Source organism: Serratia sp. P2ACOL2 (genome assembly GCF_003691565.1).
Taxonomy (GTDB): domain Bacteria; phylum Pseudomonadota; class Gammaproteobacteria; order Enterobacterales; family Enterobacteriaceae; genus Serratia; species Serratia liquefaciens.
The window spans coordinates 3,015,312-3,028,664 of record NZ_CP033162.1; the positions used below are offsets into that span (position 1 = coordinate 3,015,312).

The window sequence follows — 13,353 nt, forward strand, 5'->3', positions numbered from 1 at the left end:
CTTAGTTGATCTGTATGCGGCACAATAAGCACCAGTTATATAAATTACGGACGGTGTACTTACTCATTCGTGGTGAGGTATCTCGAATGTTCACCAGAGGGAAAGTCCAGTTTTCATAAGGCGCAGGGAACCCAGCAGGGACATTATTATTAAAACCAATCCGCAAAATACTCCCGACTGGCGGGGCACTTGCAAAAACGACTCTGAATGTAAAATCACCGGTTTGAGTTACTGACGTCACCGCAACCGCACCACCCTCGATATCGAAGCCATGATTTGGGGCCGCGCCAAGCGTCGTCGTGTCTATTGTTAATGGGTATCCGAGAGGAGAGTCGAACGTGAGATCAAGAGTGCTCCCTGAAAGTGTCCACGATACTGGCTGCACCGGCTTCCATTTGGCGTGCGTTGGGTTATTGACCGTATCGTAAAGCATCCAGTCGATCGCCTGCCCCTCATATTCCCCTGCCAATGCATAGCCAAGCGGCTTAAGATGTTGGATATCAAGCGGGTACAAAATATTTAGGGGGTATTTTGCGCATGACATAAACGCATCTGCGCGCGAGTTGGCAAATGTACGCTGGTCATTGGCCACCCAATCGCCATAGATGACATCACCGGTGGTTGGGCTCACCGTTCTGATACGGGAACCCATCTGATTCACGCTTATTTTAGGCGGTGTCGCCTGTCCAGTCAGAGCTACATAGTCAGCTTGGTGATCGTTGGCCCACTCCTCTAGGTACCCGGCATATTGGCCAGGAGCGGTCACTGATGCAGAGTCAAATTCTCCATGAGTAATAGTCAGAGCATCGATCACAAGGGTTTTGCCGATTGAGGCTAATTGTCTCTTTGCCTCTGCAGCTTCAGTTTGCCCGTTAGCGTATGTTGGCGTGCCCTTTTTTAAAAGAGAATAGCCAGCCCCGCCAAAGCCATGCGTGCGTACAAGAAGTACAGGCTGATCACTTGCAGATACACCTCGGCTTGTCATGTTGTTGAGCATGCGTTGAATGATTGGCGTTGCGATAGACTGTGTTGGTGGAGAGGCATCAGTTAAAGCACCCAGGCTATCGGCAGAAATAGCGTTCCCTGACACGTCCCCGCGATCCTGGCCCGCCCCGCTGAACATTAAAGCCCGCCCCGTCAATGCAGGGTCTTTCGGGGAAACTGTTGCTCCCTCTTGTCCAACTGAGAGGCTTTGTCCTGTATTGGCAATCATATGCACGGTGGTCGTTGATGCGCTCAATTCGCGCGCCTTATATGCCCCCTTGGGCTCTGTGTCAGGAAGCATGCTCGATTTAAGCGTAGTGCCGTTGTCATAAGTGAAAACAAAGCCACCAGCTCCCAGCAACTTGACAGCACTAACCACTGGATAATCAGCCCATAGCGGAGCTGTCGCATCCTGAGAAGCAACGAGCGCTGGCTTATTGCTGAAGATTCGAATATAGCTTCCACCACCGCCGGAAGACCCATTCAGGATGTCCTGTACTGGGCCTTCAACGCCACATAAAAACCAGTTTCCATCATCATCGAAGTAATCGAAGGCTTTAGTTTTATCATCAGATAGCGTAACAGCCTGGATGCCAGCCCCGGAGAGTATCTTTGCAATCTGCGTTTCAGAGATAACCTTCAGCCGGTCTTGTACAGCATCTTTCATATCAGCCAGGCGCAAGCCAGCATTGTCATCGAACACAAAGAACCCGCCACGACCTGTAATCTCTGTGACTGCCATAGAAAATGCAGCGAATCGTTTTCTCGTTTCAGCATCGGTGACAACAGCGACGCGATCTTGAATGACGTCAGGCATTCCTGCAAAGCCGACACCGGCGTCATCATCGATAGTCATTAATCCGCCAAACTTATCGAGCGGTGTTAATGCAAATTGATGGTCGATAAGAGCGTTAGAATCGTTTTTTGAAATGACACTGTTTATATATTTTTGGGCTTTTTCTATAGATTCAATAAAAACATTTGACGGTAAAAACTGTCCAGTTGGCGTAGGAGTTCCAGCAACGTTAATATATTCATCTGCTATTGAATTTGGATTGTCTGACCAAATAAAGAAATGTGCGCCATCCTGAATCTCACCAGAACTAATTGCAGCACTTGCTTGTTCTAATGTGTATGCCTTACCTAGTGGCGAAAGATTATTTCTTAGTCCTTGCAGTGTGAATCTTTCTATACCGAATCTATCTTCGTATTTTTCAGCATCTGAGTTAACCACCTCGTCAATTTTTTCCGCGTTGAACTTTAAGTCGATAACATCATTACTTGGTACTGGTTTGGATGTTGGTGTTGTCATTTATTCGGCAACCTCATAATTATACATTTCGTCGTTATATTCAGACATGGTTAACGAGGTGGTCCCGTCGCCATTAGGTTTCTTTTCGGTAATCGTCCACTTGGTCGAATCCATCTCTACTTGCGTAGCAATGACGTAACGAGATGGGGACTGGACGTTATAGCCGTCGAAGATATTGAGGGTTATTTCTGGTACTGTTGCTGTGAATCCAAATATCGTGTCGCTACGAGGAAATGCCTGGATTCTTGCGGTTGGCGTGCCATTAGCATCGGTGACGATGACAAACATGTCTCCCTGCCATTCAATGCGTTCGCTTGTGTCAAAATCATTTCCATTCCTGGCAACGATATACCCATCCTGCTGATTGGCATCGTAGATGTCAGGTACCTGGACCATCTGCCCTACGTTTACCCATTCCCCATCTGACAAGGCTCTTATCGACATCGTTTGTCGGGAGTAAAGCAACCGCCTAACCTCTTTCAGCGCCCTATCACGCGCCTGATAAGAGTTCCTGACATACAGCATGTCGAGTTTCTTCGCCTTGACTGGCTCCCCCTCTTCAATGGCTGAACCCGTGATCCGATAGCGAATGAATGCCTGTTTGTTTGTTGTTGGGTTCTTATAAGTGACCTGCACACCGTCAAATCCACCAGGGAGTGTCATGTCGTATGAGAGGCTGTAATCTTCCGCCTTGGTGTTAGCACGGTTGAACACCGTCACCGCGTTAGGCTTGCGCTCGTCACGCGTAAACGACAACACCCCGTCATCCCAGAACGCAGTGACCGTGGCCGCGTCACAAATGGTCTGCACCCTTGCCCCAAGAGATATATCTTCATCGTCAAATGTGTAATCGAAGTAGCCTAGCCGCGGATCAGGGAGGGACGCTGCAATCGAATACAATTCGTAAATGTCGATACTGGATTCAGCCTGCCCCCCCATTTTTAACCAGGTGTGCAGCACTGCATCTGCAAAAGAACGTGACGGTCTTTCGGTGTAATCGACTGCCTGGGTCGCAAGGTCATAACTGATAACGTGACGGGTGATGAGCGCGTTGTATTTCCTATCGCGTGAACTCGTTGCCCTTTCTGTCGCTGTGACCGTGACAGTGACCAATGTGTCATTTGGATAAGTGACGTTGTTCCGCGTTCTTACAATATGAACTGCTTCAACTTTCAGCACGGAGTGATCGTTGCTGTTGTTCGTTCTGACAAATTGCAGTGCATAACGGCCATAGCCAGCGGCGGGCGTTATCTTGAATGTCCCGTATTTGGTGTCAGAATTCTCATCATCGTTGTTGAGACCAATGTTGAGTAGTTCAGATGTGCCGGGTATCTGGTTATTGTCATCATCAACTTTCCACCACGTCACTGTTGTCCTGGCATAATCGCCATGTCCCAACTGAGCTTGAAGGTGTATCCAGAGCTGCTCCCCGGCAACCGGAGAGAATGACGGGCCGATCACCAGAGGCTCGTTATCATTCAGCGTGAATATCGTCGTGTTGATAACCGCATCACCTGGTATCTGCCCAATGTCATTGCCGCCCAGGTTTGAAAAAGTAAACTCATAAAAATGTTGTGGATCTACCGGAGCACCATCATCAGTAGTCGTAGCATTGGTTAGGTCAGCAAACACAGTGATATCTCGCGTTACTGGGCCAGATACCGTGTTGTAGGTGACGTTAACCACGAATGACACTGAGTGCGGTTTCGGCAGATCATAGAAGTAGTCGAAGTCACTATTTTGCTTAATCTTCACCTTGGCCTGACCGGCAACAAACTCACCAGAAACCATATCCGTGGTCGTAGTAGCTGTTTCAGCAGGGAAGTCTTCGCTCTCGTTTGGCCCTGGTAGCTCTTGGCCGTCGATGTCGTCGAACGCAAACCCCTCATTGATGAGCGGTATGTTTTGCCCTGGCTGAAAGATTTGGTACGTGGCACCGGCCAACGCGCCGAGATTTGATTCCGAGTAGCGAACCGATGTCACGTCATACTTGCCCAGGCCAAAGTTCATCCATTCAGTCACCTTCTTGATGTTATTGGTGTACTCGAATAGAGACTCCTGGATCAGGTCTGGAAACGCCCTCACCTGACCGTAGTTATCTGGTTTAGCCTCACCGTTGCGAGCAATGTTCGTTTGCCCTTTCAGGCTGTTGTTCGGTGAGGTTTTGGAGTTGTTTGTGGCTGCGTTGGCACTGGGCTGCTTGATGAGTGACGAAAGGATTTTCTGGGTAAACTTTATCGGGTTGAAGTGCTCAAGCGGGTTCAAGATTGTGCCGAGCGCACCGTTCTTTGGCTGGTCAAACACGCTGATGACGTCGCCTTGGTTCAGCGGAAAGTTAAGTTCATCATCAGGTTTAAGCTTTACTCCGTTCCTCAGTATCTCAACATCGCAGTGCAGATTGGCCGATTTCAGCCAGGGGTAAAACATGCTGCCGGCTGCGAGGTTATGTCGCTCTTTCGGTATCCCCGGCACGCGCTGAACTTCGATCAACGGCATAGCAATAATACTCCACTTTGGTGAACACTTTTTCTAACGTCCGAAGCTTGTCGAAACGCACCTGCCCAGACTCGCCGCGGCTATGGAATGCTTGCCCATCGACCACCAGACCGACATGCTTTGGCTCATCGCCGTAATACGCGATAAATATGCAACCATCGGCGGACTTTGCGACCCGCTGCCAGAACACAACATCACCCGCAAAACACGTCAGGAAGTCGCTACCGGCTTCGTAGTCCGGAGTTTGGTGTATCTCAATGCCCAGCACATGGCGGTAATACAAAACGACGAGCCCCCAACAATCGGCTGCCTCAAAGGAGCACGCCCTATCGCGCCACGGCTTGCCTTCCATCGCGGCTACAAAGTCAGCTTTATGCATTGGCTAGTCCTGGGAATTCGGTTGTGTTGTAGAGGAAGGCGATGTTGTTGTTCAGCGGGTTCTGCAGCGTTAGCGAGCAAGTGACGTCGCTATCATCCATCGATACGTCTTTCATGTAGAGCGTCCATGGCTTAAGCGGCGTGTTCATATCAGCGGCATCAAAGCGTTGATAGGTGGCTGATATTGGCGTTATCCGCGAATACCCCTTCCACTGCTTCAACTGCTGCTTGAAGTCTTGCGCCAAACGGCCAAATTTCGCCGATGAGTTGATTACCGGCGTATTGCTCTGCTGGCTCTCCGACACTTCCATCCGGCACGGCGTGTAGAGCTGCCCAGCAAATGTCTTGGGGTAGATCTGACGATTCACCAGGCGGATATAGCCGAAGGTCGAGTGATAAAACGTCATGGTGTCGTACAGAATGCGGTTAGGCCGCTGAGACTGAAATTCGCGTAACGTTGGCATTTAAAACTCCGGTAAATCGCGGTTAACCACCTCATCAATGATCCCCCACTGGTTTGGCGGCAGCTCAACAATGACGTCTGAGAATTCATCATCCGGGTTGTAAACCTTCCGGGTGATAACGTTCCCCGTCCAGGTCGTCGTGTTGCCGTTGATGCTTGTCTGTACGGGCGGGGCCACAAAATGCAGCTCCTGCATCTGCAGACCTGAGCCCCCCAGATTGCACAGCATTGTGAACCACTGGTTGCCGTTATCGAGATAGCGCGGGCTGCGATACCACTGCTCAAATGCTCGGTCTTCCTGCAGCGTGAAAATCCAGTTCAGTGACCAGGTAGTTTTGAGGTCGTCAGTCAGCCGCTGGAAGATAGGCGCACCCACAGCCGGTTGATCGGTACGGAAACCGGTGTCTATCGTGCGGCTCTTGTTGGCCTTCTGAGGAAGGGATAGCCAGTCGGGATAAGGTATTGCCACGGTTTTCTCCCGGTAATAAAAAACCCGCCGAAGCGGGTTATGAGGTTTGAGTTCTGCTATTCAGTGGCTTTGCGAGGTGCCTGGTGATACCGAGATATTCCCTGGCTGATTTGCCCACCCTGCTCCAGATCCGCCAAAACGATGCGCACTACATCGCCACCATCTGCCCCCCTGCTAGCCTGGGTATCCATCACCCCAGCACCAGATGAGTAGTTTTCGATGATGATGGTTGGCCCCGAACCCCCGCCAGAATTTATCTGCTTATTACTTAGGACGTTGCCGCCACCATCACCCGGTAAAAGGTAATTTCTCCCATTACTGGACTGAAGTATCTCCGGTTTACCACCCTCCCCTATTTGATACATGCTTCCAGCAGATACTGGGCCGCCATTCTTGCGAGCGCCCGCCACAGCCAAACCTTTAGCGAGGCCTACTGTAGCAGTCATGCCTGCCATTGCAGGGACAGAGTTACCACCAAATGAAGCAAGGGATGCTAATGCCGCTGGCGCTGCCCAAGCTGAAGCAAGGATACCTGCCTGTGCAACTCCGGCCGTAGTGGCCGCCCCACCCATGACTTGCTGGATGATGAAATTTTTCAACATCTCAACACCGACCTGAACCAAGCTATTTACGACGCTGTTTAGCATCGTACTTCCAAGAGATTTCAGCGCTTCTTCTGCACTCATCGAGCCAGTAATTAACCCTGTTATCGCATTGGATGCATTACCAGCAAAGGCGTCGACGGCACTCGTCAGCATGTCGTAACCAAGGCTTTGTTGGCTTAGTATTTCCCATTGCGCCGCAGTTCTCTGCTGCTCATATTGCTGATTAGCCGCATTCATCAGCTCAATTCCGCGCTGAGTAATCTGCCCTTTATCCGTCTCAAACTGCTGAATCAACGCCAGCTTCTGCGCATTCTCGTTAGCAAGCTGCTGCACTGGGTCAACCATTCCGGCGGCTTGCTGCTGAGGACTTACCACAGCCTCAGCCCGGATTTTTGCCAAGTTAACCTGATGCTGTTGCTCCAGTTGCTCAGCCGTGGTGTTGTACTGTTCCTGGCTGATTTTCTTCGCGGCAAGGGCTGTGTTTAAATCCTTCACGTCCTGCGTATAGCTGGCATTCTCTCGCGCTTCAGGAAGTAATTTCTCAGCTGCAGCCTGTGCCTTAATAGCGTTGGCCGTGTCCCACTTTTTGGCTGCATACTCCCCAGCTTGAGCAATTTGAGTCTGCGTGGCCCCCTTCCCAAGAGACTGCTGAGCGTTGAGGATCGCCTGAGCTCGACTCAGCTCATTGGTAGATTCTGCAGCCAAATCAGCTTGCTGGCTCAAGTTGGCCAACTTTTGTGCTGTGCTTTCTGATTGGCTTTCAGTCTTTTTAGACTCGCTGTTATTTTTCTTCTTGGCTGACGTATTCTTCTCAATTTCTGCATACTGATCTTGCAGAAGTTTAACTCTCGGGTCGTTTTTAGGGATTCCAGCATCTTCTGCATCGTATTGAGCTTGAAGCCTTGCCCTAGCTTCTCCTTCAAGTTTGGAAAGCTCTATGCGCCTTTGTGATCGCTTGACTAATGCGTCTTGCTTAGCATTACCAGCGCCTGGTTTATTGAATTGCAATGTACCACTTGCAGCATTATTTGAAGCTTTTGCGACAGAATCTAAGTCCCCTACCAATGCTGCAGCTTTACCGCTTAACCCGGCCAATGCTTTGTTTTGCTCTGCCCACCCGTCTAATCCTAGCCATGCCCAAGTTCTTGCTCTTCTTTCATACATCTGCCCCGTAGATGTAAGGTCAGCAATTTTTTGAGAAGCGGTCTCTGCCTTGCCACTCAAACGATCTATCGCTGCACTTACGGAATCAATCACCTTAACCATGGTGGTGCTGGCACCCATGGCGTCATTCATTTTACCGATCAGGTTCTGAAGAGAAATCGTAAGCGAGTTACTTGCTTGATCCATTGTCCTAGGTAGCTTTGCAAACTCATCATTAACAGCAGATGATTGCTTCATTATGGCGTTAAGTGCATCTTGAGCTGTTAGCTTGCCTTCGAGCATTGATTGGCGAAGCTGGCCCATAGACATGCCAAGTCCGGCCGCGATCTGCCGAGCTAGTTCTGGCATCTGTTCTAAAATTGAGTTGAATTCTTCAGCTCTAATGGTTCCTGACGCTATAGACTGACCAAATTGTCTAAGTGCGTTAGCCATTTCTTCCGAAGATGACCCACCTACGCGACCGATTTTTTGTAAGGTATCAGTAAGGGCAAGCACCTGTGAGTTTGTCGCGCCAGCCTCTTTCAATGACGAAGTAAGCGTTTCCCACAGCTTGGCAGTTTCTTGCAGACTGGCCCCTGTAGTTGAAGCTATAGCGCTGAGTGACTCGAATGTTTCTCTTGCAGCCGCAGTGTCAGTTGACAGGCGAGTTATTCGCGATTGCAGCTGAGTAATATTATCAGCCACTGTTAAGAACGCCTTTGCATAGTCCACAATTAAGGCGACAGAAATCGCACTCGCCACGCCTGTTAAGACGGTTTTTAATCCTCCCATGGAACTTCCGGCACGATCAGCAGAAGAGGAAAGTCCATCGACTGACTTCGAAGCCTTCCCTGCCTGACGCTGCATCTCATCAAGAACCACGGAAGCTTTGCGGCTACCTGTAACCATTTTTGCTGTTTCTATGTCAACTTGGTAAACCAAGCTTCCGCCGTCTTGCTCTGCCATTTACTGATCTCCAGGCATAAAAAAACCCCGCATGTGCGAGGTTGATAAAGAAAATGGTTTTATTATCTAATGGCAAATCGCTATAACTGTCTGGTCATCTTGCCCGGGAAGGATTTTATCTTCTGCGACGTAATTTCTATTACCAGTAACCGCGCCGACCTCTATTTTGTAATAAACGGCAAATTCTTTGTATCCAGTGAAGTTACTAGGATTCGTAGCCATTCCGCAGATAATTCCCTTGCCAGTCCCATCCGAAAATTTCACAACCCTAACCAACTTCATATCCTTAAACTGGATTTCTTCATTACCATTTACCGATGCTGAGATATCTCTCTTAGCGAAATCAAAGGCATCTTGTTCGTCTCCATTGCAGCCAGCCAGCGCTAATGAAGCCAGCATGATAACCAAAAATTTTTTCACATCCCTATCCCCACAAGTAAGTATTGGATAGATGGTAGCAGAGGGTGCGGCGCTGGCAACGAAAAAACCCGCAGCTAAGCGGGTTGGGTTGCAGTGTAAAGATTTGCTGCTTCCGTTATTTCTTGGTCAGCAGCTTTCTAATCCTGCGCTCGCATCTAGCCTGAGCGTTCCAGTATCTTTTGATTGGCCGGTTGACGTAGTTAATCGTCATATCATCGCGGTCAATGCGCGTCACGGGCCTTGTCTCAATACCTGCGCTATGAAACATCCTTTGTGTCATAAAGTGAGCCAGGCGTTTAATGGCTGTATTCCGGCTAAAACAGCGGAACACCTTGCCATGGTGAGAAACCACATAGATAGGAGCGCTCACTCGCTGAATGGCTTTGCTGGCAGCCGCTGGCATTTAAAACATCCCCTTTAGGTTGATATCATTAACCGCCTTCCATGCTTCGGCGGGCCACGACTTTACGGTTCCGTAGGTTTCGTCCGGGACAACCTTTGGCTCCATACCATTAGTCTCACACCACTTCTTCATGGGCCAGTGATTGAATTTTTCGCCAGTAACGCGCTGCACTGCTTTGATGGTCGCGTGTTTTTTACACTCACCAAGCTTTTCAGCCAAGGTATTTGCCTTCCGTTTTTCGGCGGATGCCGTTGCCATCGCTGTAGCTTCGCGCTTTTTACCAATCCATGCCTTGGTTACAATCGCCTGATCACGTTGCTCTGTGATGATGCGGTTCTCCTTCACCTTAACCAGCAAATCCTCAAGCGCCTGCTCATAGGTTAGCGGGATACCGACATTCTGCCGTGGGTGGAAATATGCCGTCTCCATCCGCTCGAAGAAGTCCCATGCCTCATCGGTATCGACAATCTTCGACATGCGGGCCGCGCCCTTCTCTGTCCAGAGAGTTAAAGATCGAGCCTTGTTCGAAATTTGTGCGTCAGGATTACTGACTCGCAAATCGGCCAGTTCATCGCCAGTGACGGTAAAGATATGTACACCCTCAATAAAACGTTCACGATTCGCATCAAGGTTGGTGCGAATGTTGGTTTCCTTAGTGCCATACCCTTTCGCCAGCGTTTCGGTGGTCACAACGCGGGTGCCTTTCAACTCAATCACTGGAAGCATGTCAGGATCGACAAGTAAGATGTTGTTTGCTACATTTACAGCAGTTGATGAAGATTGTTGCATGTAAGACTCCAATCAGTAGTGACATAAGCCGCCAGCTCCACACTGGCGGTTTTTATTTGCCCAATGTCCGGGGCAAAATTCAGTGAACCCTCTTAATCCTTGCAGCATCAATCTCAACCTCCGTAAACCCAGTTGGACTGTATCCGAGCGTTTTGCAGATACCGGTCGCCAATTTGTTCAAGGAGTCCGCTTTACCGATAAACTCGATATCCGCCCCAAACATGGTGTCGCGCACTACAACCCTTGCGAGGTATCGGCTCATTGGCGATGCTTCTGGCGATACTGATACTTCCCTATCAAGGATGTCCAACACCCAGCGGCGGAACTCTTTCGCTACAGAAGTTCGGGCAAACATAGCTATTAGGTGTGCTCCGCGCAGCGAGAAAACTCGAACCTTTTTCCGGTAGTTTCCTGAGGTCACTGATTCAATGACCTGAGTCATTCCGCTGGTAAACTCATCGCTGTTCTGGTTGAACAGGTTGGTTATCGACTTAGCGCTCTTGTATTGCAGAGCTTTGGCGATATCGGCGGAGGTAAGCCACACGCCGGAAGTGCTGGTCACTGGGACAAGAGCATTACCTTGGAAGTTGAAGTCTGATTTTGCTACAATGTTCATGTTGGTTTCTCGCAAGGTTACTGACATAGAGACCCCGTTAGTGTTAGCGCACTGTGGGGTCTCGCCATTATTGCGCCTCACTACACGCCTCCTCAGTTAGCCCATACGCCTTTTTCAATTGATAAATCACCTCAGTATTGAACTGTCGGCACTGTTTCTCGCCGTTTTTTTGTATCGCCTGGCAGATTTCCTCTGGGAAACGAATCTTGCGTTGGTACATGTCTTTTGCTTTTTGCACTTCCAATCTCCTTTTATGCCTCACCGTGGGGCAAAATAATTGTCACACCGTGCGTCATTGAAGTCAACCCCACGGTGGGGCATAATTTCTAATATCATCTCTATTGCAATTTCTGGATCACAATGAGCAGAGAAGACCCACAGCTGAGGATCAGGCTTCCAATTGATTTAAAAGAGAAAGTAGAGGATTCGGCGAAGGCAAACGGCCGTTCAATGAATGCTGAAATAGTGCAGAGATTAGATGTTAGCTTTCTTGGTGAGATTCCAAGCGATGAGTTAATTTCTGCCAAAGATGCTATTCATATTGCCAATAAAGCCAAGGTAGAGCTCTCAAACATCGTACTAAAAAGAACATTCTCTCTAATTAACAAAAAAATACGGATGGGCCATACAACTTTCTACGTTGACGTTTCTGACTTGGAACTTTCCGAGCTTAGCGAAGACGACTTTGTGTCAGTATTTAAGCCTACATTCAGTCGCTTAAAAGAACTTGGCTATGTTGTTCATGATGAGGAATGGGATGCTGAAGGTTTTATGATAGCAATCCCTTAACTACTTCATTCCACCAACCAGAGCGGGCTACGCTGATTTTGCCAGCCTGCGAGCCTTCTTCTTCATGTACTCATCAGCCACAGCGTCATACTCTTCGGCAGTGAACCCTTTCTGCTCTGGATACTTAGCGTTTATCAAAAGCTGGAATTCGGTCATGGTCAGTTGCTCTGCCTCTGCTCGCGGCATGCTGAAGTGATTGCGGGCTGCGCTGATGTACTCGAATGCACTGAACTCTGCCACATACGCGTTTGTTTCGTGTCGCTGCAGGCGTCGACCCTTTGCCTTGCCGATGATGCCGTGAGTGATGAGTGATTGTGCCAAAACAATTATGTCGCTAGGTGGCATGCTGCCGCGGCGGAACACAAACGCTCGCTTCCCTCTCTTGCTTGGCCTTAACTCCCCCACCAACGAACTAATATCCTCTTTGCAGCACGCCTGCATGACGATCATACCAGCGTAGATAGCATCGCTACTGAATGATGGCGCATTGATGTGAGAAATTAACCACCCTGGAACCTCGCCATACGCCACTATGGCAGCCTCAAGCAATCTCGGCGCGTCACTGGTATGCAATTCAGCAAACCTCTCTACAATCGCCGCTGGCGAGCCTATGCGGGTCATGTTAGCGAATGATGGCCGGAAGAAGTAATCGTGTTGGGCATCAGAGATAAGCATCTCGCCGATTTCAGTTAGTACGGTCATATTGGCCTCGAATAATTATCATCAAGGGCACATGCATGCCCTTTGTGATAGTTACGCGGTGACGGTGGCCGCGAATGTTGCTGTTTTGCTTCCGTCGGTAGTGGTGACAATGATGTTTGCCGTACCGGTCGCTACGCCGGTGACTGTTACCGTGCTGCCGGATAGTGTTGCAGTCGCCTTAGTTGGTGCGGACGATGTGACAGCGTACGTCTTGTCTGTAGCGTCAGTTGGTGCAATGTTCACTGTGAACGTGGTTGTAGAACCGACTGCCACACTGCCGCTGGCTGGCGTAACGGTTACGCCGGTCACTGCCACATCAACCGGAGTGTCGATAACCTGAATGGTATCGGAGTCCGCTACTTTAAACTCGGTGGACAGCGTAACGATATCGTTGGTGCCGCCGTCAGAGCTTAAGGCTGTGATAACCATGTAGCCGATGAAGGTGATCGGGCCATACTCCTCACGCACCCAGAGAGTCGGCTGACGCCCAGCCTTAATCTCGTCATTGTAATACTTGACGAATTTAGCCACGCCGAACTGATCCAGTTTGTCGCGCTTGCGAACCTCACCTTCAAAGCTCAGTGTAAAATCAGAGTTGGTGACCAGGTTTTCAACGTAGCCCTTGGTATCATCCGCATCGGATGTCACAGTATTTGGGCTGAAATCGAATCCCTTGGATGTACCGGCGATCAGCGACTGCCATTCGCCCTCTGCTGGAACCGTATCAGGGCAGCCAAGAGCCACCTCAAGCACAATTCCACGACCGAACAACTTACTGTTGTCAGTTGAGCAACCTTGCATATTTGCTTACCTCTTTG

General features: G+C 49.5%; 14 protein-coding genes. 2 read left to right on the forward strand and 12 right to left on the reverse strand.

The window, feature by feature from the left end:
• Position 1 precedes the first annotated feature (1 nt).
• The 7 genes from EBA31_RS14580 to EBA31_RS14610 form a co-directional block, all read right to left on the reverse strand.
• Positions 2-2,296, reverse strand: a complete 2,295-nt coding sequence (locus EBA31_RS14580) for a hypothetical protein (RefSeq protein WP_122079545.1) — start codon at positions 2,294-2,296, stop codon at positions 2-4.
• On the reverse strand, positions 2,297-4,792 hold the full coding sequence (locus EBA31_RS14585) for a host specificity factor TipJ family phage tail protein (protein ID WP_122079546.1): 2,496 nt from the start codon (positions 4,790-4,792) through the stop codon (positions 2,297-2,299). It abuts the gene before it with no gap.
• Positions 4,740-5,171, reverse strand: coding sequence for an NlpC/P60 family protein (locus EBA31_RS14590; RefSeq protein WP_238387466.1), 432 nt, complete (start codon positions 5,169-5,171; stop codon positions 4,740-4,742). The genes EBA31_RS14585 and EBA31_RS14590 overlap by 53 nt, the downstream gene beginning before the upstream one ends.
• Positions 5,164-5,634 (reverse strand): DUF1833 family protein, encoded by a 471-nt coding sequence (locus EBA31_RS14595; RefSeq protein ID WP_122079547.1) that lies wholly within the window; start codon positions 5,632-5,634, stop codon positions 5,164-5,166. The genes EBA31_RS14590 and EBA31_RS14595 overlap by 8 nt, the downstream gene beginning before the upstream one ends.
• Positions 5,635-6,102: a hypothetical protein gene (locus tag EBA31_RS14600; protein WP_122079548.1), complete on the reverse strand. Its 468-nt coding sequence runs from the start codon at positions 6,100-6,102 to the stop codon at positions 5,635-5,637.
• A gap of 56 nt (positions 6,103-6,158) precedes the next feature.
• Positions 6,159-8,816 carry a tape measure protein gene (locus EBA31_RS14605; protein WP_238387467.1) on the reverse strand — a complete coding sequence of 886 codons (2,658 nt, stop codon included), beginning with the start codon at positions 8,814-8,816 and terminating at the stop codon, positions 6,159-6,161.
• Between the two features lie 66 nt (positions 8,817-8,882).
• Positions 8,883-9,236 carry a hypothetical protein gene (locus EBA31_RS14610; protein WP_122079549.1) on the reverse strand — a complete coding sequence of 118 codons (354 nt, stop codon included), beginning with the start codon at positions 9,234-9,236 and terminating at the stop codon, positions 8,883-8,885.
• A gap of 31 nt (positions 9,237-9,267) precedes the next feature.
• Between EBA31_RS14610 and EBA31_RS26810 the strand changes: the two genes are divergently transcribed.
• Positions 9,268-9,657 (forward strand): hypothetical protein, encoded by a 390-nt coding sequence (locus tag EBA31_RS26810; protein ID WP_162302894.1) that lies wholly within the window; start codon positions 9,268-9,270, stop codon positions 9,655-9,657.
• Here EBA31_RS26810 and EBA31_RS14620 read toward each other — a convergent pair.
• The 3 genes from EBA31_RS14620 to EBA31_RS14630 form a co-directional block, all read right to left on the reverse strand.
• Positions 9,640-10,428: an ORF6N domain-containing protein gene (locus EBA31_RS14620; RefSeq protein ID WP_122079551.1), complete on the reverse strand. Its 789-nt coding sequence runs from the start codon at positions 10,426-10,428 to the stop codon at positions 9,640-9,642. The two genes, EBA31_RS26810 and EBA31_RS14620, sit on opposite strands and share 18 nt — an antisense overlap.
• 79 nt (positions 10,429-10,507) lie before the next feature.
• Positions 10,508-11,071: a Bro-N domain-containing protein gene (locus EBA31_RS14625; RefSeq protein WP_369982338.1), complete on the reverse strand. Its 564-nt coding sequence runs from the start codon at positions 11,069-11,071 to the stop codon at positions 10,508-10,510.
• A 40-nt stretch (positions 11,072-11,111) separates the two neighbouring features.
• Positions 11,112-11,282 (reverse strand): Arc family DNA binding domain-containing protein, encoded by a 171-nt coding sequence (locus tag EBA31_RS14630; protein ID WP_122079552.1) that lies wholly within the window; start codon positions 11,280-11,282, stop codon positions 11,112-11,114.
• Between the two features lie 122 nt (positions 11,283-11,404).
• Here EBA31_RS14630 and EBA31_RS14635 point away from each other — a divergent pair, with 122 nt between their 5' ends.
• On the forward strand, positions 11,405-11,833 hold the full coding sequence (locus tag EBA31_RS14635; RefSeq protein ID WP_122079553.1) for an Arc family DNA-binding protein: 429 nt from the start codon (positions 11,405-11,407) through the stop codon (positions 11,831-11,833).
• 27 nt (positions 11,834-11,860) lie between these two features.
• On the opposite strand, the gene EBA31_RS14640 is transcribed toward EBA31_RS14635, so the two are convergent.
• Together EBA31_RS14640 and EBA31_RS14645 are read right to left on the reverse strand one after the other, a co-directional pair.
• Entirely contained in the window at positions 11,861-12,535 is a 675-nt protein-coding gene (locus EBA31_RS14640) for a DUF6246 family protein (RefSeq protein ID WP_122079554.1), read from the reverse strand.
• Between the two features lie 51 nt (positions 12,536-12,586).
• Positions 12,587-13,336: an Ig-like domain-containing protein gene (locus EBA31_RS14645; RefSeq protein WP_122079555.1), complete on the reverse strand. Its 750-nt coding sequence runs from the start codon at positions 13,334-13,336 to the stop codon at positions 12,587-12,589.
• Positions 13,337-13,353: the final 17 nt, after the last annotated feature.

What these genes read in the sequence shown, in the direction of transcription:
- EBA31_RS14580 (WP_122079545.1), bottom strand. Translation starts at nt 2,296, where the DNA reads ATGACAACACCAACATCCAAACCAGTACCAAGTAATGATGTTATCGAC.
- EBA31_RS14585 (WP_122079546.1), bottom strand. Translation starts at nt 4,792, where the DNA reads ATGCCGTTGATCGAAGTTCAGCGCGTGCCGGGGATACCGAAAGAGCGA.
- EBA31_RS14590 (WP_238387466.1), bottom strand. Translation starts at nt 5,171, where the DNA reads ATGCATAAAGCTGACTTTGTAGCCGCGATGGAAGGCAAGCCGTGGCGC.
- EBA31_RS14595 (WP_122079547.1), bottom strand. Translation starts at nt 5,634, where the DNA reads ATGCCAACGTTACGCGAATTTCAGTCTCAGCGGCCTAACCGCATTCTG.
- EBA31_RS14605 (WP_238387467.1), bottom strand. Translation starts at nt 8,816, where the DNA reads ATGGCAGAGCAAGACGGCGGAAGCTTGGTTTACCAAGTTGACATAGAA.
- EBA31_RS26810 (WP_162302894.1), top strand. Translation starts at nt 9,268, where the DNA reads ATGGTAGCAGAGGGTGCGGCGCTGGCAACGAAAAAACCCGCAGCTAAG.
- EBA31_RS14620 (WP_122079551.1), bottom strand. Translation starts at nt 10,428, where the DNA reads ATGCAACAATCTTCATCAACTGCTGTAAATGTAGCAAACAACATCTTA.
- EBA31_RS14625 (WP_369982338.1), bottom strand. Translation starts at nt 11,071, where the DNA reads ATGTCAGTAACCTTGCGAGAAACCAACATGAACATTGTAGCAAAATCA.
- EBA31_RS14635 (WP_122079553.1), top strand. Translation starts at nt 11,405, where the DNA reads ATGAGCAGAGAAGACCCACAGCTGAGGATCAGGCTTCCAATTGATTTA.
- EBA31_RS14640 (WP_122079554.1), bottom strand. Translation starts at nt 12,535, where the DNA reads ATGACCGTACTAACTGAAATCGGCGAGATGCTTATCTCTGATGCCCAA.
- EBA31_RS14645 (WP_122079555.1), bottom strand. Translation starts at nt 13,336, where the DNA reads ATGCAAGGTTGCTCAACTGACAACAGTAAGTTGTTCGGTCGTGGAATT.